17 protein-coding genes are annotated in these 19,213 nt (G+C 51.6%); 7 read left to right on the top strand and 10 right to left on the bottom strand.

What is annotated here, in order from left to right:
- Window positions 1–5: 5 nt before the first annotated feature.
- Complete coding sequence (locus B152_RS0102060; RefSeq protein ID WP_020590715.1) at window positions 6–2,774, bottom strand: helicase-related protein; 2,769 nt, start codon at window positions 2,772–2,774, stop codon at window positions 6–8.
- 198 nt (window positions 2,775–2,972) lie between these two features.
- Here B152_RS0102060 and B152_RS22165 point away from each other — a divergent pair, with 198 nt between their 5' ends.
- Together B152_RS22165 and B152_RS22160 are read left to right on the top strand one after the other, a co-directional pair.
- Window positions 2,973–3,329 carry a copper resistance CopC family protein gene (locus B152_RS22165; protein ID WP_157230774.1) on the top strand — a complete coding sequence of 119 codons (357 nt, stop codon included), beginning with the start codon at window positions 2,973–2,975 and terminating at the stop codon, window positions 3,327–3,329.
- 14 nt (window positions 3,330–3,343) lie between these two features.
- Window positions 3,344–4,225 (top strand): copper resistance D family protein, encoded by an 882-nt coding sequence (locus B152_RS22160; RefSeq protein ID WP_020590713.1) that lies wholly within the window; start codon window positions 3,344–3,346, stop codon window positions 4,223–4,225.
- A 44-nt stretch (window positions 4,226–4,269) separates the two neighbouring features.
- On the opposite strand, the gene B152_RS22155 is transcribed toward B152_RS22160, so the two are convergent.
- Complete coding sequence (locus B152_RS22155; RefSeq protein ID WP_020590712.1) at window positions 4,270–4,908, bottom strand: hypothetical protein; 639 nt, start codon at window positions 4,906–4,908, stop codon at window positions 4,270–4,272.
- Window positions 4,909–5,179: 271 nt separating this feature from the next.
- On the opposite strand from B152_RS22155, the gene htpG reads away from it, so the two are divergent.
- Complete coding sequence (gene htpG / locus B152_RS0102040; protein WP_020590711.1) at window positions 5,180–7,072, top strand: molecular chaperone HtpG; 1,893 nt, start codon at window positions 5,180–5,182, stop codon at window positions 7,070–7,072.
- Between the two features lie 186 nt (window positions 7,073–7,258).
- Here htpG and B152_RS0102035 read toward each other — a convergent pair whose 3' ends face one another.
- The 3 genes from B152_RS0102035 to B152_RS0102025 are packed head-to-tail and all read right to left on the bottom strand — an operon-like array spanning window position 7,259 to window position 8,186.
- Window positions 7,259–7,633 (bottom strand): RidA family protein, encoded by a 375-nt coding sequence (locus B152_RS0102035; RefSeq protein ID WP_020590710.1) that lies wholly within the window; start codon window positions 7,631–7,633, stop codon window positions 7,259–7,261.
- Between the two features lie 17 nt (window positions 7,634–7,650).
- A complete protein-coding gene (locus B152_RS0102030) occupies window positions 7,651–7,884 on the bottom strand; it encodes a DUF2798 domain-containing protein (protein ID WP_020590709.1) in 234 nt (77 codons plus the stop codon).
- Complete coding sequence (locus B152_RS0102025) at window positions 7,881–8,186, bottom strand: putative quinol monooxygenase (RefSeq protein ID WP_020590708.1); 306 nt, start codon at window positions 8,184–8,186, stop codon at window positions 7,881–7,883. Before B152_RS0102025 ends, B152_RS0102030 begins: the two co-directional genes overlap by 4 nt.
- A gap of 109 nt (window positions 8,187–8,295) precedes the next feature.
- Here B152_RS0102025 and B152_RS0102020 point away from each other — a divergent pair, with 109 nt between their 5' ends.
- A complete protein-coding gene (locus B152_RS0102020; RefSeq protein ID WP_020590707.1) occupies window positions 8,296–9,195 on the top strand; it encodes a LysR family transcriptional regulator in 900 nt (299 codons plus the stop codon).
- Window positions 9,196–9,212: 17 nt separating this feature from the next.
- On the opposite strand, the gene B152_RS22150 is transcribed toward B152_RS0102020, so the two are convergent.
- Window positions 9,213–10,058: a DUF1223 domain-containing protein gene (locus B152_RS22150; protein ID WP_020590706.1), complete on the bottom strand. Its 846-nt coding sequence runs from the start codon at window positions 10,056–10,058 to the stop codon at window positions 9,213–9,215.
- Between the two features lie 117 nt (window positions 10,059–10,175).
- The gene (gene acnA, locus B152_RS0102010) at window positions 10,176–12,854 is read right to left on the bottom strand and encodes an aconitate hydratase AcnA (protein WP_020590705.1); all 2,679 of its coding nucleotides are present in this window, start codon (window positions 12,852–12,854) and stop codon (window positions 10,176–10,178) included.
- A gap of 312 nt (window positions 12,855–13,166) precedes the next feature.
- Here acnA and B152_RS24870 point away from each other — a divergent pair, with 312 nt between their 5' ends.
- The 3 genes from B152_RS24870 to B152_RS0101995 all read left to right on the top strand — a co-directional run bounded on the left by B152_RS24870 (window position 13,167) and on the right by B152_RS0101995 (window position 16,562).
- Window positions 13,167–13,730 (top strand): c-type cytochrome, encoded by a 564-nt coding sequence (locus tag B152_RS24870; protein WP_020590704.1) that lies wholly within the window; start codon window positions 13,167–13,169, stop codon window positions 13,728–13,730.
- 112 nt (window positions 13,731–13,842) lie between these two features.
- Complete coding sequence (gene hemN / locus B152_RS0102000) at window positions 13,843–15,192, top strand: oxygen-independent coproporphyrinogen III oxidase (protein WP_020590703.1); 1,350 nt, start codon at window positions 13,843–13,845, stop codon at window positions 15,190–15,192.
- A 170-nt stretch (window positions 15,193–15,362) separates the two neighbouring features.
- A complete protein-coding gene (locus B152_RS0101995; protein ID WP_020590702.1) occupies window positions 15,363–16,562 on the top strand; it encodes an NnrS family protein in 1,200 nt (399 codons plus the stop codon).
- Window positions 16,563–16,613: 51 nt separating this feature from the next.
- On the opposite strand, the gene B152_RS0101990 is transcribed toward B152_RS0101995, so the two are convergent.
- From B152_RS0101990 to B152_RS0101980, 3 genes are all read right to left on the bottom strand, one after another.
- Entirely contained in the window at window positions 16,614–16,919 is a 306-nt protein-coding gene (locus tag B152_RS0101990) for a hypothetical protein (protein ID WP_020590701.1), read from the bottom strand.
- A 230-nt stretch (window positions 16,920–17,149) separates the two neighbouring features.
- Entirely contained in the window at window positions 17,150–17,374 is a 225-nt protein-coding gene (locus tag B152_RS0101985) for a hypothetical protein (RefSeq protein ID WP_020590700.1), read from the bottom strand.
- A gap of 388 nt (window positions 17,375–17,762) precedes the next feature.
- A complete protein-coding gene (locus B152_RS0101980; protein WP_020590699.1) occupies window positions 17,763–19,100 on the bottom strand; it encodes an aspartate aminotransferase family protein in 1,338 nt (445 codons plus the stop codon).
- Between the last annotated feature and the right edge of the window lie 113 nt (window positions 19,101–19,213).

Genomic DNA, 19,213 nt, shown 5'->3' with positions numbered 1-19,213 from the left:
AGACCTTAGCGGTTAAAGGAAAGATCCTGTAAAACAGCAAAAGGAGAATCTGCCATACGGGCTTTTTCTGCCTCAACCTGTTTCTTGCGGGCTTCTTTCTTCTTCGGGTCCTGCTTTTTCGGGCCACGGAGACTGAAGGTTGTCACTCCGCCTTTCAGTCGATTTGGCTGAAAACGCAGGGTTTTCAGAACGAAGGCGATAAGCTGGTCTTCAAGCCCGGAAACCTTGCGCATTTCACTGCTGATGACAAAAGAGCCTGCCGGAAGTTCCAGGACATCATCCGATTTGGTTTCTTTTTTCACAGCAGCAACTTCATTGGCAGGGCTTACCCCGACCGTTTCAGCCTCTTCAGGAATCGACGTTTGGATCGCAACATCACTTACAGTTGTATTTTCGACCAGCGGTGCTTCCGCCGCAGGCACATCGACTTCCGTAACAGCCGTTGTCGCTGTTTCTTTATTACCCTTTTCCGATTTGGGTTCTGCTGCTTCCTTGCTCAAACGCAACAGTTTGTAGGCCTCATGAGACAAGCGTTCCAGAATTTCCGCCCGCAAAACAAGTTCCTTGCCCTTGCGATCAGAAAGCCGGCGATACCCCACAGCCCCGCAAAAGCTGTCGCTTTGTGTCATCTGTGGCTCAAAGCTGACCAGATCAAAATCCGGTAGATCCGGCACAGAAAGTTCATTCCACGCGGCCCAGAGCAATGCCCGGATACGACAGGGACGGGGACGATTAAGATTAGGCAGATAGACGCTTTCTCGGCCCAGACGCAATCCAAGATCCGCCAAAGCCTTCCGGTCAACTTTACTCAGGCCATTGATCTGGTCTCGCAACAGATGCCGTGGCACCAGTCCCAGCCCCTCTAGAACCTGAAAGGAGATCCCGCGCGCAGCCCCTTCGAGCTTTGCCTCAGACAGAAAAAACAGTGGTTTAAGTTGAGCCCGAAGATGGCGTTCAAGCCATCCATTCAAACGTACCCGAACCCGTTCCCGCATGGGACCGTCAAGAAACTCTGTGCCGTAGACCTCGACCAGCGGATTAAGCGGAATGTCGCCTTTAACAAGCTTGCCAACCGCTATGCCGCGCCAGGTCAACTCTGCTGCATCGTTGAGCAGAAAAGATCCGTCGTTGTCCTCTTCCAGCATGGTCACCCGGGCAGGCATTTCCGCCATCAGGGTTTTCCGTGCCGCTGTAAGGGCCGTCTTGATATCACCGCCCTGCAGACTTTCGTCCAAGACAAAGGCAAATCCGGAAATCCGTCCAAGGAGTTCTCCCTCGACAATAACATCTCCGTTCGCTTTAACCGCCGCCACTATACTTTCTCCCGCGCGGAGGCTCCGCACTAATGTCGTTGCCCGCCTGTCAACAAACCGTTGAGTCAGACGGGTGTGTAATGCATCTGATAACCGATCTTCTATCGCACGGCTTTCGCCCTGCCAATGCTCGTTATCCTCTAACCAGTCCGCCCTGTGACTAATGTAGGTCCAGGTACGAATATGGGATATCCTCGACACCAAAGTGTCGATATCCCCGTCAATACGATCGAACCGCCGAATTTGTCCTGAAACCCAGTCATCTGGCAACAGCCCACGGTTGCTCATCAAATAATGATATATCTGAGAAAGCAACCGAATATGTTGATCAGTCAGGATTTTTCTGAAATCCGGAATCTGACAAACTTCCCACAGTAACTTAACCGATGCTTGTGTTGTTGCCGTCTCCTGAACGGTTGTTTCTTGCATTAGGGCGGCAAGAGCCAGATGATCATCTGCATCGCGAACCCGCATCAAAACCGAATCTTCGGATCTCTGTTCCAGTGATCGCATCAAACCTTCTGGAGAACGATAATCCAGATCCCGATTACGCCAGTAGAGCACTCTGAGTGGATCGTAAATGTGATTCTCCACCCGCTCGATCAGATCCTCGCTCAAGGGGTTAACGTTACCCGTCACCCCGAAGGTACCATCCCGGGTATGACGTCCGGCTCGCCCGGCAATCTGCCCGACTTCCGATGGCATCAATCTTCGCGAAATGCGTCCATCAAACTTTTCCATGCGGGCAAAAGCCACATGATTGACATCCAGATTTAGTCCCATTCCGATCGCATCGGTTGCGACGAGATAGTCAACTTCACCATTCTCGAACATGGCCACCTGGGCATTGCGGGTCCGCGGGCTCAAAGCCCCCAGCACTACGGCCGTTCCGCCCCGGTGTTGCCGCATCGTTTCTGCCAGAATATAGACATCCGCAGCTGAAAACGCCACCACAGCCGTTCGCGGCGGCAGGCGGATAATTTTTTTGCTTCCGGCATAGGTCAGCTTGGAAAAGCGAGGTCGCTCAATAAGTTCGATATCCCTGATCAGCTTGCGCAACAGCGGCAGGACTGTACTCGAACCCATAAACATGGTCTCGGCTGTGCCCCGCGCGTGCAGCAGGCGATCGGTAAAAATATGGCCGCGTTCATCATCCGCTGCCAGCTGGATTTCATCGACGGCCAGAAACTCTACCAGCTTGTCCAGCGGCATGGATTCAACCGTACAGAAAAAATATCGCGCTCCTTTCGGCAGGATTTTTTCTTCACCCGTCACCAGCGCACAGTTGTTTTTTCCTTTGATTGCAACCGCTTTATCGTAGTTTTCCCGCGCCAGAAGCCGCAAGGGAAAACCGATCATGCCCGAGCTGTAGCCAAGCATCCGCTCCATAGCCAGAAAAGTTTTTCCAGTGTTGGTCGGCCCGAGAACAGCAGTGATTTTTTTGGAAGCGAGAAAACTCATATAATCCCTCCTGGCTAAGGGACCCGGGAACAACCTGACAGAAGCAAATCCGAATCTTTAATTTATGACCTAATGCAATGGCGCCCTCTATACACAGAAAAGCTCTCGATGGAAATGTTCGCGGCAAGATTTACTTCTGTTGACCCTCCTGCAGGGGGAAGGTTTAACCTTGGTCGGCTATGTTTAAAGGAGAAGTCCATGCTCAAGTCCCTCAGGATCATTAGCATCCTGTTTTTTGCCACTCTTCTTCCGGGTATCGCCTTCGCCCATGGGAAAATGGTGATGAGCGAGCCTGCTGATCAAGCAATCCTTGCGGCCGCACCAGAACAGATAACACTCACCTTTCCCTCGCCTGTACGCATAACCTCTATGAAGCTGGAGACACCCGCAGGAGAGTTGATCCCCCTGGGGGGCGAACAAAACAACGAACCAACATCAATCATTTCTGCGCCCCTGCCCCACCTCGAAGCAGGTACCTACCAGATAGATTGGCGGGGCCTAGCAAGCGATGGCCACCCGACCAAAGGGTCGTTCAGCTTCTCAATCAAGCCCTAACAAAGAAATTTTGAATGTTTTCAGACACTCTGCTTGAACTCCTGTTATTGGGTGAAAAGGCTGCTCTCTATGGTCTAAGTCTCTTTGCCTGTGGCAGTACGATCTTCATTTTGCTCTTCTCAAGGGATATTATCCTCATTAAAGATCAGATATTCCGGTTGATACGACGCCTTGCCGTTTGTGGCATTCTTTTTGTCGCCCTCAACCTTGCGACCAGTGCCATTTGGTTAGCGGGAGGGGAGAGCACCGCACTTGCTGATCTGGAAATGATCCTGCTTGTCCTGTCTTCTGATGCGGGCAAACTTTCCATCTTATTGGCATTTGGTTTTTTGTTACTCGCCCTAACGGGAATAACGACCGCGAGAACACCTCTCTCAATCCTTGGCCTGCTGCTCATCCTCTCCTCTTATATTTTAACCGGGCACACAAGCCTCTACAGCCCGGAGATTCTGCTCAAAACCCTCATATTCTTCCACCTTGTCATTGCCAGTTTCTGGGCAGGCAGCTTTGCTCCACTTCTAATGCTCCTGAAGAGGGCTCCGACTAGCGCCGCCCCAACCCTTGAACATTTTGGACGTATCGCCAGTTGGCTTATCCCCCTGCTGCTGATTTCAGGCGCTGTGATGGCATGGTTTATAGCTGGCGGTTTCCAGGGGCTCTTTAAAACTGCCTACGGCTGGATACTCTTGGGCAAGATCGGAATAGTCGGTCTACTACTTGGTGTTGCCGGATTGAACAAATTTTACCTGGTGCCCGCAATCAGTCGAGGAAGCCCGCTTGCCATTCAGCACCTTCGGCGGGCGATCTGCTGCGAGATATTGCTGGTTGTTGTAATTCTTTTCGCGACAGCCAGTATCACGACACTCGTCTCCCCTGAAAATCTGGGCCATCGTTAGACGACATCGACAGAGAATTGCCCGGCATCAGACCATAAGGCCAGCTATTCGGGCTCAACAGCTCCATCTTTGGCCGGGTCCCATCCCGACGACCAGATCTCATAAGGCACAACGTGCGGGGCCACACCGCTGCTCTCAAACCAGGAATCAATTACATAACTTTTCCCGGAAGCAATCTCGATCACCGCTGCCGAGGTATGGGGCCAGCCTCGAAAGAAAAATCCTCTTGTGACCTGGGATCGCAAACGGTGGTGTTTTAGCAAGCCAAGATCACGTAGAAAAATCAGGGTTGTTGTTGTGTTTGTTGCCTCATCTTCACAGTCAAGCTGCCCGGCCTGACCATAGCCCGTAAAGGTTCCACCGACATCCTTGTCCGTTCCCGTTTTCGGGCCATTCAGCTGTTCCATATAGGCAACGGCCCGGGCCATACCTGCCCGCTCTTCCTGTGGCGTTTCCGCCGAACCGAAAGCCGAAATAAGATCATTTTTTTCTGCTTCATCCAGGGAAAGTTTAACTTTGGTCTGACAGCCATAGCCATGACAATACTCGAAAGCATCAATTGTTGGCGCGGCAATCCCCTTGCGATCAAATATCTTCATCGGTGAAGAATTGGGACTCGCAGCACAGGCGCTCAAGAGCAGGATTGCACCCAGTAATACAGGCAATCGAGCCAGACTTAACATAACTACTCCTGAAGGTATTCAGATCATCGACAAGTTAGACTTTCCGACTTTGTACCCTAAGATATCCCCTTCTGCAAAGTCTGCCCCCGCCTCACGCGGCAACATCTGCGCACATCAGTTGGGTCGTTGTTCAAGTTTCTGTAGCTTCCCTCCGTCTCTAATAACTTGAAAAAATCACCTTCCTGCGCCATATCTCTTCTGTTCCCGGGGAACTTTCCTCAGGAATGAAACAACATCAATTACATAGCATAATAAAGGTGGACAAAGAATCATGTCTGAGGAACAACTCTCCTTCCAGGCCGAGGTTTCTCGCCTCTTGGACATCGTTGCCCATTCACTCTATTCAAACAAAGAAATCTTCCTGCGCGAACTGATTTCCAACGCATCAGATGCCTGTGACAAGCTGCGTTATCTCGCGCTGACCGATGGCAACCTGATGAAAGACGATCCGGATTTCCGGATTGATCTGGAAGTAAACTCCAAAGCAAAGACGCTGACCATCAGCGATAATGGCATCGGCATGAACCGTGAAGAGCTGATAGACAATCTGGGAACGATTGCCCGCTCCGGTACCAGCGCCTTCATGTCACAGATGGAAAGCAGCAAAGAAGGCAACAACCTGATCGGCCAGTTCGGGGTTGGTTTTTATTCGGCCTATATGGTTTCAGACAAGGTCAGTGTGGTCAGCCGCAAAGCTGGTGAGACACAAGGCTGGAAATGGGATTCAGACGGCAAGGGTGCTTTTACCATCGGCGAAGCTGACAAGGCCGGTCGGGGAACCTCCATTACCCTGCACTTGAAAGATGATCAGAGTGAATTCGGCGAAGAGCTGCGCCTGAGCACCATTATCAAGACCTATTCCGACCACATCCCCATTCCCATCCGCTTTAAAGCCATCAAGCAGGAAGATGACAAGGAAGCCGGCGAAGAATGGGCAACCCTCAATTCTGCCTCTGCCATCTGGACCCGGAGCAAATCCGAAGTCACCGATGAGGAATATAAGGAATTCTATCACCACGTCGCCCATGCCTATGATGATCCCTGGCTTCAGGAACATTTCCGGGTTGAGGGTGTTCATGAATATTCCGGTCTGCTTTTCATTCCCGGCAGCAAGCCCTTTGACCTGTTTCACCCTGAACGCAAACACGGGGTTAAGCTTTATGTACGCCGGGTTTTCATTACCGATGATTGCCAGGAGCTGATTCCACCGTATCTGCGGTTCCTCAAAGGCGTAATCGATACCGAGGATCTGCCGCTGAACATCAGCCGTGAAATGCTGCAGGATAATCCGCTTTTGCGTAAAATCCGCAGCGGCATCACCAAACGTGTCCTTGGCCTGCTCGAGAAAAAAGCAACCAAAGAATCAGAGGAATACATCAAGTTCTGGGAACAGTTCGGCCCGGTTCTCAAGGAAGGCCTCTACGAGGATGTTGCCCAGAAGGATGATCTGCTCAAGCTCTGCCGCTTCCGCTCTGTCAAGACCGATGGCTGGATCAGCCTCGCTGACTATGTCGCTGGTATGAAAGAAGGACAGGAGCACATCTATTACATCTCTGGCGAAGATGAAAAGGCCCTGCGCCGCAGCCCACAGATTGAGGGTTTCAAGGCCAAGGATGTTGACGTGCTGGTTCTCTATGATCCGGTTGACGAGTTCTGGATGACCACAGTTACCGAATTTGAAGGCAAGAGCTTCAAGTCCGTTACCCGTGGTGGTGCTGATCTTGGCAAGATTCCCGGTGAGGAAGCAGATAAAGACAAAGCTGAAGACAAGGAAGAAACCAAGGACGAACTAGGTGCCCTGCTTGGCTTTATGAAACTGACTCTCGAAGGCGAGATCAAGGATGTCAGAAGCTCGGAGCGCCTGACAGATTCAGCTGTCTGTCTGGTTGCGGATGATGGCGATATGGATATCCATCTCGAACGTATCCTGCGCAGCCATAAACAGGTCGACCGGATCAGCAAACGGGTTCTGGAAATCAACCCCAAACACGTTCTGGTTAAACAGCTTTCCGGCTTGATCAAAAAAGACGGTGGCGCTTCAGAACTTGAAGACGTCGCCTGGCTGTTGCTGGATCAGGCCCGCATTCTCGAAGGACAGGCACCCGCTGACGCCGCAACCTTTGCCCAGCGCATGTCCAGGGTCATGGGGAAAGGCCTGATCTAGTGGAGCAAATTTGACATTTGAATCCCATCCGCGGCCGGGTTCGTTTTCAAATGTCAAATTCACCTGAACTTGCCGGTGGGGGATGCAAATGTTGGAATCGAACCACTAGGCCTTTTCATCAACCACAAAAGAAGCAGGGGGCGGTGTCCAAGGACACCGCCCCCTGCTTCTTTGATAACCCCCTGTTCAAAGAGCAAAAATAGCTTCAACTTCGATCAGAAGTTCTGGCGAGAACAAACGATCGACCTTGACCAGAGAGCTTGCCGGAACAGCACCATCATAGAGCTCCATGAGGCAATCTCTTAATTCGGCAATCCGCTCCAGATCAGTGACAAATATTGTTACCTTCACCAACCCTTCCAGCGACGTTTTTTGGGCTTCAGCGATCGACAACAACTGTTCAAAAATGCCCCGGGTTTGTTCGGCAAGAGAGCCATATTGGTATGCTGTGCCATAAGCCGTGAACCCCGACGTATAAAGCGTGTGTTGATGACGAACCGCATGGACATAAGGGCCGACAGGCAACCCCAGTTCTGGCAGGTTAATACGCTGTAGCTGCATGATCTTATTCCCTGCTTTTAACGCTGAAATTCTGATCGCCGCATCAGCAGAATACGCAATGTCAGCTGCTGGACAATCGGCCCGAAAAGAAAAGAAACGGCTGCCGCGGCAGGCCAGGCAAGAATAAAAGCATTGAGCCAGCGTTCGATAAACATCGCACTCAAGCCAAGGTTTATCCAGGTCACCCAGCAGGACATCAGAAACGATAGAACAAATGACATAAGGGCGGAAAAGAGAAGACGCTGTTTCATGCCGCCTGCTCCAGTGACCCTCCGGCACAGGACACCAGCCGCTCGATATACATGACCTCGGTCAGCTCCAGCGCGAGATAGGCTTTGGTATGAGGCTGTTCAAAGTGGGCTTTCAGGGCCGCCTCATCCACCCAGCATTCCCAGAGGGTAAAACACGCCGGATTTTCCAGATTTTGCAGAATTTCAAACTTGATGCAATCCGGCTCAGTCTGTGTTTCACCCACCAGCTTCTCCAGCTCTCGCCGGGCCCGTGCTATTTCACTCTGCTTCGTAACTTCGATACCTGCACTAATCCACAACATGATCATTCTCTCTGTTTTTTTTGGTTAAACCCAGTGAGAACAAAGATATTTAATTTCATTTTTAATATATATATTGAATATTGACGTTATAAATTCCATTAATGGAATCATGCTTGATGATATCTCTCTTTTTATCCACATTGCCAGAAACCAGAGCCTTTCCGGGGCCGCAACTTATTTAAATCTGCCTGCAGCAACAGTCACCCGGCGGCTCAAAAAGCTGGAAGAAACTCTGGGCTGTCAACTCATCCACAGATCTGCACGCAAGTTCAGTCTGACCAGTGAAGGGGAAGCCTATTACCGCTCCTGTGCCCATCTTGTAGAACAGTTGGAAACCACCACACGCGATCTCAATCAGGATCTGCAACAGCTCGGCGGACAGTTGAGAGTCATGGCACCGACCAACATTTCAATTGGATTGCTTCATCCCATGTGGTCGTCCTTTATCAAGGCCTACCCTGCGATTCAGCTGCATCTACAGCTCAACAATGAACGTGAAGATCTATTGTCCGCCCAGATTGATCTGGCCTTGCGGGTTGGCCCACAGGAAGATTCGCAACTTTTCCAAAAACGCCTGGGGTCTGTCTCCACCCTGTTGGTTGCTGCCCCGGATTATCTCAGGCAACAGGGAGAACCCCGCTCAATCGACGAGCTGAAAGATCATCGTCTGATCACCGGAAACATCCTGCCTGTATGGGAGATCACCAACCCGGATACAAAAATGCGGCAAACGTTTCATCCGCAGTCCAGTACATTTGTAAATGACATCACTCTTGCTACCCAAATGGCAATTGATGGCGTCGGTATCGCCCTGTTACCACGGAGCGAAATACACACCGCTCTCGAAAACAGACAGCTGGTTCAGCTCATGGCTCCCTGCTGCGGCCCGCAAAGAGATATCTATGCCGTTTGGCCAAGCGGGCGGCTTCTCAGTGCCAAAGCGAAATGTTTTCGTGATTTTTTACAAGACTACATGGCACAGATCCCCGTTTTACAGGGACAAAACTAACCCCTCTGCTCCGGGCATTATTTTATAAAGGCAGCCCCGAGAACAGTACCGTTTGTACCGTCTTGTAGAATAACGGCATAGTCTCCCCCTCCTGGGTCGCCAAACAACGCCAGATCAAGATCCAGTCTTTTATCGCGACCATTCCACACAGCGACGGCATCAATATTGCGCACCACATGCCGATTGATCATGAACAGGCCCTTGTTCTCTCCCCGGCTAATTTCTGTTTCGTGCTTTTGATCAAAGCTCGCCAGCCACAAAGTTGCGGTTTGACCCGCAGGCAACAGACCCTCAAAAATAATCCGGGATTTGCCCGGGGTGACTTGATCAATATGAAGACTGACTGGTTTTACTCTTTGTGACGCCGCCTCGATTGCCAACAGGACATCCCCTCTGCGCGAGCCGACCATTTCGGTCTTTCCGTCGATAACAATCTGCGGGGTATAGACATAACGTAAGGCCAGGGCCTGCGCATATCCCCGTTGCCTTGCCGTGGCCTCAGGGCTGGAGAAAGGATCTTTCCAGCCAATGTAATCCCAATAGTCCACATGATAGGATAGCGCGATAATACCCGGCAGATCAGCCAGTTCATTCAACAAGGCGTCGGCTGGAGGACAGGAGCTACAGCCCTGAGAGGTAAAAAGCTCAACAACCACGGGAGACAGACTCTCTGCAGCCCCCTCAGAAAGATCAGACGCCTCGGCAACACGGGTAACAAATCCAAGTCGGGCTTCCGCTGCGGCAACCTGTTCAGCGGAAGGCCCCCTTGCAGCCTGATATACCCAGGCTGAAGAAAGCCCCAGAATAACAGCCAGAATCTTGGTAACCGGATGTTTGAGCAGGAGTGAAAAAGAGTGTTTCATCTGCCCAGATTAATCCCGGGCTCTCTGCTGCACCAGTCACTCACCTTCAAGTTTACGCGATCAAAAAAAGGCAGTCTGGAATTCCAGACTGCCTTTTTATTTGCAACGTAATCGCGACTAGGCGGCGTCGTTCATCAGGTTACGCAGTACGTAATGCAGGATCCCGCCATGACGGTAGTATTCCACCTCATCAGCAGTATCAATCCGGCAGAGAAGCTTGATGTTCTCCACAGAACCGTCTGGACGGCTGATCCGGCAATCCACATCCATACCCGGCTTGATCCCGTCAGCAATACCGGACAGATCAATGGTTTCATCCCCGGTGATCTTCAGGCTCTGGCGGGTCATGCCGTCTTTGAACTGCAATGGCAAGACGCCCATACCAACCAGGTTCGATCGGTGAATACGCTCAAAACTTTCAACGATGACAGCCTTGATTCCCAGCAGGCGTGTCCCCTTGGCAGCCCAGTCACGGGATGATCCCATGCCGTATTCCTTGCCACCAAAGACAACCAATGGTGTCTCGTCAGCCATATACTTCATGGCCGCGTCATAGACCGGCATGGTCTCGCCCTTATACTTGGAGAAACCACCTTCAATGCCGTCAACCATTTCGTTCTTGATCCGGATGTTGGCAAAGGTGCCGCGCATCATCACATGATGGTTGCCACGGCGAGAGCCGTAGGAGTTGAAATCAACCGGGCGAACCTGATGCTCTGTCAGATAGCTGCCACCAGGGCTGTCTGCCTTGATCGCACCGGCAGGCGAGATATGGTCTGTTGTGATGTTATCGGCAAGAACCAGAAGTGGGCGTGCACCCGCAACATCGCTAAAGCCACCAGCTTCCCGGCTCATACCTTCGAAGAAAGGAGGATATTGAACATAGGTACTCTGGTCATTCCAGTCGTAGGTCAGGCCAGTAGCCGTTTCGATCTTCTTCCACTCTTCAGGCCCTTCAAAGACGTTGCTGTAACGATCCTTGAACATTTCCGGGGTCAGGGCATAACCTGAAACCTCAGCAATTTCCTGAGAAGACGGCCAGATATCCTTGAGGAAGACATCCTTGCCCGCTTTATCCTGACCAATCGGGTCATTGAGCAGATCCAGTGTCACATTCCCGGCAAGCGCATAAGCAACAACCAGTGGTGGGGATGCCAGATAGTTCAAACGGGTCTGCGGGCTGACACGACCTTCAAAGTTACGGTTGCCGGAAAGAACCGCGGCAACCTGCAAGCCTTCCCTGTCAATCGCCTCGATATACTCATCCGCCAGCGGTCCGGAGTTCCCGATACAGGTTGTACAGCCGTATCCAACCAGATCGAAACCAAGCTTGTTGAGATAATCCTGCAAACCGGCCTTCTCGAGATAATCAGTTACCACCTGAGACCCCGGTGCCAATGAAGTCTTGACCCACGGCTTTACAGCCAAACCAAGTTCATAGGCTTTTTTCGCGACCAGTCCTGCACCGATCAGAACCGACGGGTTCGAAGTGTTGGTACAGCTGGTGATGGCTGCGATCATCACATCGCCATGACTTAGCCCGTAGTCCTTACCAGTAACTGCGGCTGTTTTCTTGATATCGCCTTTGACAGCTTCCTTGATTGTCGCAATTGACTTCGGTGCAAGGTTGCTCAGGGAAATCCGGTCTTGTGGACGTTTTGGTCCGGCAAGACTTGGTTCAACAGTCGAGAGATCAAGCTCAAGCGACGCCGTAAAGACCGGATCAGGAGTATTGGTTTCCCGCCACATGCCCTGTGCTTTGGCATAGGCTTCAACCAGTGCGACACGATCTTCATCGCGGCCAGTGAAACGCAGATAACGGATTGTTTCGGCATCAACCGGGAAGAAACCACAGGTTGCCCCATATTCCGGAGCCATGTTCGCAATGGTCGCCTGATCGGCCAGTGTCAGATTATCGAGGCCAGAGCCGTAGAATTCGACAAACTTTCCAACCACACCATGGGACCGCAGAATTTCAGTAATGGTCAGAACCAGATCAGTCGCCGTGGTGCCTTCTTTCATTTCGCCGGTCATTTTCATCCCGACAACTTCGGGAATAACCATGGAGACCGGCTGTCCCAGCATCGCGGCTTCGGCTTCAATACCACCCACGCCCCAACCGAGCACGGACAGGCCATTAACCATTGTTGTATGAGAATCTGTTCCAACCAGAGTGTCCGGATAGGCGATGGTCACGCCATCTTCTTCCTTGGTCCAGACCACCTGCGCCAGGTTCTCGACGTTCACCTGATGACAGATCCCGGTTCCAGGAGGAACAACCCGGAAGTTATCAAAAGCTTTCTGACCCCAGCGGAGGAAAGCATAGCGTTCGCCATTGCGCTCAAACTCCAGATCCACGTTTTTCTGGAACGAGCCGGGACCGCCGTATGAATCCACCATGACCGAATGGTCAATCACCAGATCAACAGGGGAAAGCGGATTGATCTTTTTCGGATCCCCGCCCATGTCAACCATGGCCTGACGCATGGCGGCCAGATCAACCACAGCAGGAACACCGGTGAAATCCTGCATCAAAACACGTGCAGGACGATAGGCAATTTCCCGATCAGAGCGACAATCTTTCAGCCAGCTGCCCATGGCTTTGATATCATCAACGCTAACACTGCGATTGTCTTCAAAGCGCAGCAAATTTTCGAGCAGTACTTTCAGGGAAAACGGCAGACGTGAAATGTCGCCGAGTGTTTTGGAAGCTTCCTCCAAGCTGTAATAGTCATAGGTTTTACCATTAACTTTGAGCTGGCGGCGGGTTTTCAGGGTATCCTTACCAAGAGCCAATTTAGTCTCCTTCGGCTGGTATGCTTCTCTCCAGATGGGGCCTCTTCACGCAGAAAGAGAATCCAGCTCCCGAAAGAGTGGCTCTCAACGATCCGGCCTTCTCATCAAACGTAACTCATTGAAGTTAAAATACGCCTTTAACGACAAAAATCAATATATGCCGCACCGCAAAAATAAGAAAAATTAAGTTTCATAAGAAGTAATCACTAATACTAAAATAAGCATTTACTGCTTGAGCTTCCTCCAACTGGAACATCTATGGTCCCAAACACAAATTTCGCCTGCACACATTAGGAAAATACAGAGGCACCCATGCCCAAAAAATCGATCCAAACAGAACCGGCCCAGGCAACACCAATCTGTAAAAAACAATGGAACTGTCTCTCTGTTTTGATCGCTTGCATTACCACCATCTGTTTCCTTGCTGCTCTTGCCTATGTAATCAGTCGAGTCCTTGAAACTGAAGACGAACAGACAAACCGCGAAAAATCAGCCGCGTTTCCTCTCCCTGACCCGACGAATCTGGCGCAGGTTTCCCTTGGTGAAGCTATCTATGAGAAACAGTGTGCTTCCTGCCACGGCCAGAATCTGGAAGGGGAACCCAATTGGCGATCTCCCCGTTCGGACGGCACGCTTCCTGCACCACCCCACAACGCAGATGGTCACACCTGGCACCATCCCGACAACCTCTTGCTTCATATCACCAAATTCGGTGGTGCCGCGGTTGCCCCGGAAGGGTTCATCAGCGGCATGCCTGCTTTCGGAGACAACCTTACGGATGAGGAAATTTCCGCAACCCTGGCCTACATCAAAAGCCAGTGGCCCTCAGAAATTCAGTTTCGGCAGAAACAAATCACCGCAAAAAGCGCAGAGTAGTTCAGCATTCGTGGCTTTGATGTCCGGGGAATTCGGAATAAAAAGAAAGCCTGATCGCCGCGCTTGACATAAATCAAGGCTCCGACTCAACAGCTCGGATATTTCTGTTTGCATGAAAACAGAAACCATACAGAAATATGACCGCGGGGTACCTCGCTATACGAGCTATCCGACGGCACACCTCTTCCAGCCCGGCCTGAGCGAGGACAGCTATCGGGAGTGGCTTTCCGCCGTTCCCGAAGAGATGCCGTTGTCTCTGTATGCCCATATTCCCTACTGCGACAGCCTTTGCTGGTTCTGTGGCTGCCACACCAAGATAACCCAGAAATACAAGCCTATCCGGGAATATCTGGCTGTCTTGCAAAAAGAAATCTTGATGACTGCCGATGTTATGGGACCGGGACGCCCGGTCAGCCATCTTCATTTTGGCGGTGGCAGCCCGACCATTCTCATTCCTGAAGATGTTCGCGCCCTCTTCGGAACCCTGCGGGAAGCCTTCAGCTTTACAGCTGATGCCGAACTTGCGGTGGAGATCGACCCCCGGGATATGTCTCAGGAGGCAATCAACGCCTGGGCGGAAGGTGGAATCAATCGGGCCAGTCTTGGCGTGCAGGATATTCAGCCCAAGGTACAGCAGGCCATCAACCGCATCCAGAGTATTGAGCAAACCGCACAGGTCGCCTCCTGGCTGCATCAGGCTGGCGTCCACGGCATCAATATGGATCTGATGTACGGTCTGCCCTACCAGACCGTGGAGTCGGTGCTTGAAACTGTTCGGCAGGTCATGGAGATGGCCCCGGAGCGTATTGCCCTGTTTGGTTATGCCCATATCCCCGCCCTGAAACCGCATCAACGCCTGATCCCCGAAGAAGTTTTACCTGACTTCAACGAACGTTTTGAACAGCAGGAAGCCGCGGCAGAACTGCTTGGTTCCTATGGCTTTGTCCGTATTGGCCTTGATCACTTTGCCAAATCGGATGATCCAATGGCCATTGCCTTTGCCAATGGCACCCTGCGCCGTAACTTTCAGGGCTATACCACCGACAAGGCAGAAGCGATGATCGGATTTGGTGCTTCATCCATCGGATGCCTTCCTGCCGGTTTTGTCCAGAACCAGGTGCCGATCACTACCTATAAAAGCACGATCAACAAAGGCAATTTTGCCGTTCTCAAATCGATCCCTTTCCAGGGGCAGGACAAATTGCGCGCCGCAATCATTGAACAGCTCATGTGTTATCACCGGGTTGATCTGGCCCTTCTGTGTGAGCAATACAGCTGTTCCCCTGATCTGTTCCGTTATGAATTTGGCCAGTTACAGGATCTTGCCAGCGATGGGATTGTCACACTGGATGGCTCCCTGATCTCGGTCACTGACGATGCCCGGGCGCTGGTCCGGACGGTCTGCGCCGTATTCGACGAATATCATGGCCAAAGGGAGCGGGCTTATTCTCAGGCCGTCTGAGACACCATTCCTGCCGGTCATCCTGTCCAGATCCTCCAGCTATTTCCCGGAACGAAACACAGGAACAATTCGTCGCAGCCCGTCGCTCTTGTGCTTTTTGCTGCCCCATGATCAGATCGAAATCTATTAAAGGCATTTAAAATACTTCTTACTGTTGTGCAGGCAATCAAATGGATACAGTCATGCAAAGCTCGGCCACGCCACTCTGGAGAGCAGGTTTCAGACCCTTTTTCCTCTCGGCAGCCCTTTATGCCCTGCTCGCTTTGCTGCTCTGGATACTGAACCTCACAGACTTGCTTGAGATCACCTCCCCGATCCCGGTCTCCCTGATCCATGGCCACGAAATGATTTTCGGTCTGGGAACGGCTGCTGTGGCGGGCTTTATCCTCACAGCCATGCCGAACTGGACCGGAACAGCTCCATTATCCGGCGCACCCCTTGCCGGTTTATATAGTCTCTGGTTGCTGGGGCGGATCGCCCTCTGGTCCGGCCCTCTATTGCCTTTGGAAGCTGTCGTGATCCTTGATCTGCTTTTTCTTCCGGTCCTGGCTGGTCTGACAGCACGCACACTTTATAAATCGGGCAACCTGCGCAACCTTGTGCTCCCCTTTGTGTTCCTGCTTCTGGCTGGGTGTAACTTGCTGTTTTATCTTGCAGAGCTGGAATTTATATCGCTCAGCCCGCGCGCCACGCTTGAGGCTGCCATTTCCATTCTGCTGGTCCTGATCACCATCATCGGCGGCAGGATCGTCCCCGCCTTTACCCGCAATGCCTTACAGAAAAAGGGCGAGATTGTTGCCATCACAACACCTCCGCCCCTGACCCTGCTCTGTATTGCCGGAACTGTTTTGATGGTCCCGGGAGATCTCTGGCTCTCCGGGAACGCCCCTGAGATCTTTGCTCTCTACTGCCTGATCCTCTCCCTTTTGCATTTTGCACGCCTTGCCTGCTGGAAGGGCTGGCGCACCCTTGATGATCCCCTCTTGTGGAGTATGCACCTTGGATACCTCTGGCTCCCCGTCGGCCTGCTGCTCAAGGCTTTTGGACTCCAGCAGTACGGCTATTTCTGGGAAGGCGCGCTCCATGCCCTTACGGCGGGCTCTATCGCTTCAATGATTCTCATCGTCATGATCAGGGCCGGACTTGGACATTCCGGCAGAGCTCTTGCAAGCACCAGAATTCTTACCCTTGCACTGGTTTTCCTCAGTCTTTCAGCAATCCTCCGGGTTCTGCAAAGCCTCCTTGAAGGCACCTGGACAACGCACCTCCTGCACTGCTCAGCCCTGTTCTGGATTCTGGCCTTTGGACTTTATGCGGTTTACTTTTTTCCGATCATGCTCCAGCCGCGCGCTGATGGAAAAGCAGGCTGAATCCAGCCCGAAGACAGAAAAATCTCTTCCGGTAATCCGCACAAGCTCTTCTTATTTGCCCTGAACCATCAGCAGATCAGCCTGGAGAGAAGGGAGCGCTTGGTGATCCTCGGTGCCGGAACCCGTTTTCTTTTGGCTCCAGTCAGATCCCCGACGGAGCAATTCCGCCGCCCCGACGTTCTTTTCCCCCATCAGTGAATTGCTTAGACGGGCATAGATCACACCGTCAACATGAGATCTGTAGACATCCGTCACCAGCCAGTCCTGAAGAAAACGGGTACGTTTTGAATAGACCTCCCCTACCTGGGGGAGTTTCTCGATTTCTGGCGATTTTTTTACAGCTTTGAGCATGGCCATAACACATCTTTCTGTTGTCTTGGTTATCAGGTGACTATGGTCAGAAATTATGGAAGTGGAAGGACCGCATCAAGGCCGTCAGAAGGCGGCAGAAGCCTTTACATATTTTTATCACCCCATCGACACACAACGACCCCAGCGCCCCTGGTAACAAGAGTGCACAAAAAGCAAAACCCGCAGCAAAGCGGCGGGTTTATCTCTCGTCAATCATTCAGATCTTGCAGAAACAATCAGCTCTTTGGCGGAGCTGCCATCTTGCGCAACCAGTCAGATCCCCGACGCGTTAATTCAACAGCGCTGACAGACTTGTCACCAATGTTTTTATTGCGCAGACGGGCATACATCAGTCCGTCGATGGCTGATTTGTAAACTTCAGTCACGACCCAATCCTGATATGAAGCATCCCTTTTTGAAAAAACATCACCTATTTCAGGCATGCGCGAAGACTCTCTCATCAATAGCTCTCGATATGGCTTTCAGGATCATTCCTGTCCTGATACTCCGCCCTCACCAATCGATCAAACGATTAGATAACAATTATCGTAAAATCTCGGTTTTAAACAAGACAATCATATGGTGATTTAAAGATAATTTAAGGCTGAGCAGAAGGTATGAAGAGATCGCCTTGATTACAAGCTCATAAAAAAGATTTCCGCTAGTGGTTCGATTCCAACATTTGCATCTCTCATCGGCAAGCTCAGATGCAAATGTTGGAATCGAACCACTAGCATCACCAATTTGACACGCTGCTCTGAAAAAAGGACAGAACAAAGAAAATCCCGGAAACAGGCAAGCGCCCGAGTCTCTTTGACCCGACGCCTCCAGCCTTTATTGCCACAGACTTCAGATCGCGTCCTTTAATGGCAACTCCCTGACCTCTGTCAGGCTGCTGCGAAAACGATCGAGGAAATCATCACAAAGCTGCCGGTCATGTGCAATCGACAGGTAAAGTTTTGTTCCCATCGGGTTGAGAAAAACACCCCGGCGGAACAGGGCCAGCATCATTGCCCGCCCCTTTCTTTTATCTCCCTGTGCTGTAGAGCGATAATTGAATACAGGCTGGTCGGTAAAAACTATCTGTGCCAGAGGTCCGTCTCCGATTACCTGTGCCGTCTCCTCCAGATCATCAATAATCAGCCGCATTTGCTGGCGCAGATAACTTCCTCTTTCAAACAGATCTTCATATATTCCTGGCTGCCGGTATACCGACAGCGCGGCATTCGCTGCCGCTGTGGAAACAGGATTCCCCCCCAGAGTAGAGGCCATCCAGACATAGTTCTCCTGACCGATATAGTGCTCATTGACGTGATCCATAATATCAGCACGCCCCCCGAAGGCCCCGATGGGATACCCCCCGCCCAGTGCTTTTCCATAAGCAACCAGATCAGGAACAACACCGTATTTTTCCTGTGCGCCGCCATAGGCAAGACGAAAACCCGTGACCACCTCATCAAAGATCAGCGGAATGGCGTATTCATCACAAAGCTGACGGACGCCCTCAAGAAACCCCGGGAAAGGGGGCGTGCAGCGCTGGAGTGGCTCCATCAACACAGCGGCCAAATCGTCACGGTTGCTGGCAATAATCTGACGGGTTGTCTCGAGATCATTATAGGGGGCGACCAAAAGATTTTCGCGGGCCATCGGCGTTCCTGCCGATGTCAGCTCCGGTGTCGGATAAGGCAAGTTCAGCTGCGGAAAAAGTGATGTCACACCTGCTTCATTGGCCCCGTGATAAGCCCCTTCAAACTTGAGAATTTTGGGTTTGCCTGTAAAGGCTCGGGCCAGACGCTGACAGTACATGGTCGCCTCGGTACCCGACGCACAAAACCGCAGGCGCTCAACCCCAGGGGATAAGCGCTGGATCTCTTCTCCCAGCTCCAGCGCATGGCGATTGAGATAGGAAAAGTTCGATCCTGATCCAGCCTGTTTTCTTACGGCCTCAACAACTTCTTCTCTGGCATGCCCGACGAGGCAAGATCCCCATCCAATGGAAAAATCCAGATATTCCCGACCGGCACTGTCCCAGAGTTTTGCTCCCTTGCCCCGCTCGAGCATCATCAATGTTTCTGGAGGAAAGCCGAATTCTCCGTTGGATATTCCCGCGGTGAAGACACCCAGAGCACGACCGGCAATCGTTTGGTTTTGCGGGCCATCGACAGTATTGTCATTTTTCCGGGTCATGAGTCTCTCCACTGATCTCTTGGGTTAAGTCACGGTTAGCGCAGAACATACACAGTCTTTCTGATCTCTTTCCGGTTTAAGCCGCCTGAGGAGAGCCAACAATTTAATAAAAC

This window comes from Kiloniella laminariae DSM 19542, from assembly GCF_000374005.1.
GTDB lineage: Bacteria > Pseudomonadota > Alphaproteobacteria > Kiloniellales > Kiloniellaceae > Kiloniella > Kiloniella laminariae.
The sequence above is the reverse complement of the archived record's forward strand: the minus strand, read 5'-3'. Positions and strand labels throughout refer to the sequence as shown.

Bases quoted from the DNA above. Each gene is read 5' to 3' on its own strand.
- B152_RS0101995 (WP_020590702.1), top strand. From the start codon at position 15,363: ATGGATACAGTCATGCAAAGCTCGGCCACGCCACTCTGGAGAGCAGGT.
- B152_RS22150 (WP_020590706.1), bottom strand. From the start codon at position 10,058: ATGAAACACTCTTTTTCACTCCTGCTCAAACATCCGGTTACCAAGATT.
- B152_RS24870 (WP_020590704.1), top strand. From the start codon at position 13,167: ATGCCCAAAAAATCGATCCAAACAGAACCGGCCCAGGCAACACCAATC.
- B152_RS0101985 (WP_020590700.1), bottom strand. From the start codon at position 17,374: ATGAGAGAGTCTTCGCGCATGCCTGAAATAGGTGATGTTTTTTCAAAA.
- B152_RS22160 (WP_020590713.1), top strand. From the start codon at position 3,344: ATGTTTTCAGACACTCTGCTTGAACTCCTGTTATTGGGTGAAAAGGCT.
- htpG (WP_020590711.1), top strand. From the start codon at position 5,180: ATGTCTGAGGAACAACTCTCCTTCCAGGCCGAGGTTTCTCGCCTCTTG.
- B152_RS0102020 (WP_020590707.1), top strand. From the start codon at position 8,296: ATGCTTGATGATATCTCTCTTTTTATCCACATTGCCAGAAACCAGAGC.
- B152_RS22165 (WP_157230774.1), top strand. From the start codon at position 2,973: ATGCTCAAGTCCCTCAGGATCATTAGCATCCTGTTTTTTGCCACTCTT.
- B152_RS22155 (WP_020590712.1), bottom strand. From the start codon at position 4,908: ATGTTAAGTCTGGCTCGATTGCCTGTATTACTGGGTGCAATCCTGCTC.
- hemN (WP_020590703.1), top strand. From the start codon at position 13,843: ATGAAAACAGAAACCATACAGAAATATGACCGCGGGGTACCTCGCTAT.
- B152_RS0102060 (WP_020590715.1), bottom strand. From the start codon at position 2,774: ATGAGTTTTCTCGCTTCCAAAAAAATCACTGCTGTTCTCGGGCCGACC.
- B152_RS0102030 (WP_020590709.1), bottom strand. From the start codon at position 7,884: ATGAAACAGCGTCTTCTCTTTTCCGCCCTTATGTCATTTGTTCTATCG.
- B152_RS0102025 (WP_020590708.1), bottom strand. From the start codon at position 8,186: ATGTTGTGGATTAGTGCAGGTATCGAAGTTACGAAGCAGAGTGAAATA.
- B152_RS0101990 (WP_020590701.1), bottom strand. From the start codon at position 16,919: ATGGCCATGCTCAAAGCTGTAAAAAAATCGCCAGAAATCGAGAAACTC.
- B152_RS0102035 (WP_020590710.1), bottom strand. From the start codon at position 7,633: ATGCAGCTACAGCGTATTAACCTGCCAGAACTGGGGTTGCCTGTCGGC.
- B152_RS0101980 (WP_020590699.1), bottom strand. From the start codon at position 19,100: ATGACCCGGAAAAATGACAATACTGTCGATGGCCCGCAAAACCAAACG.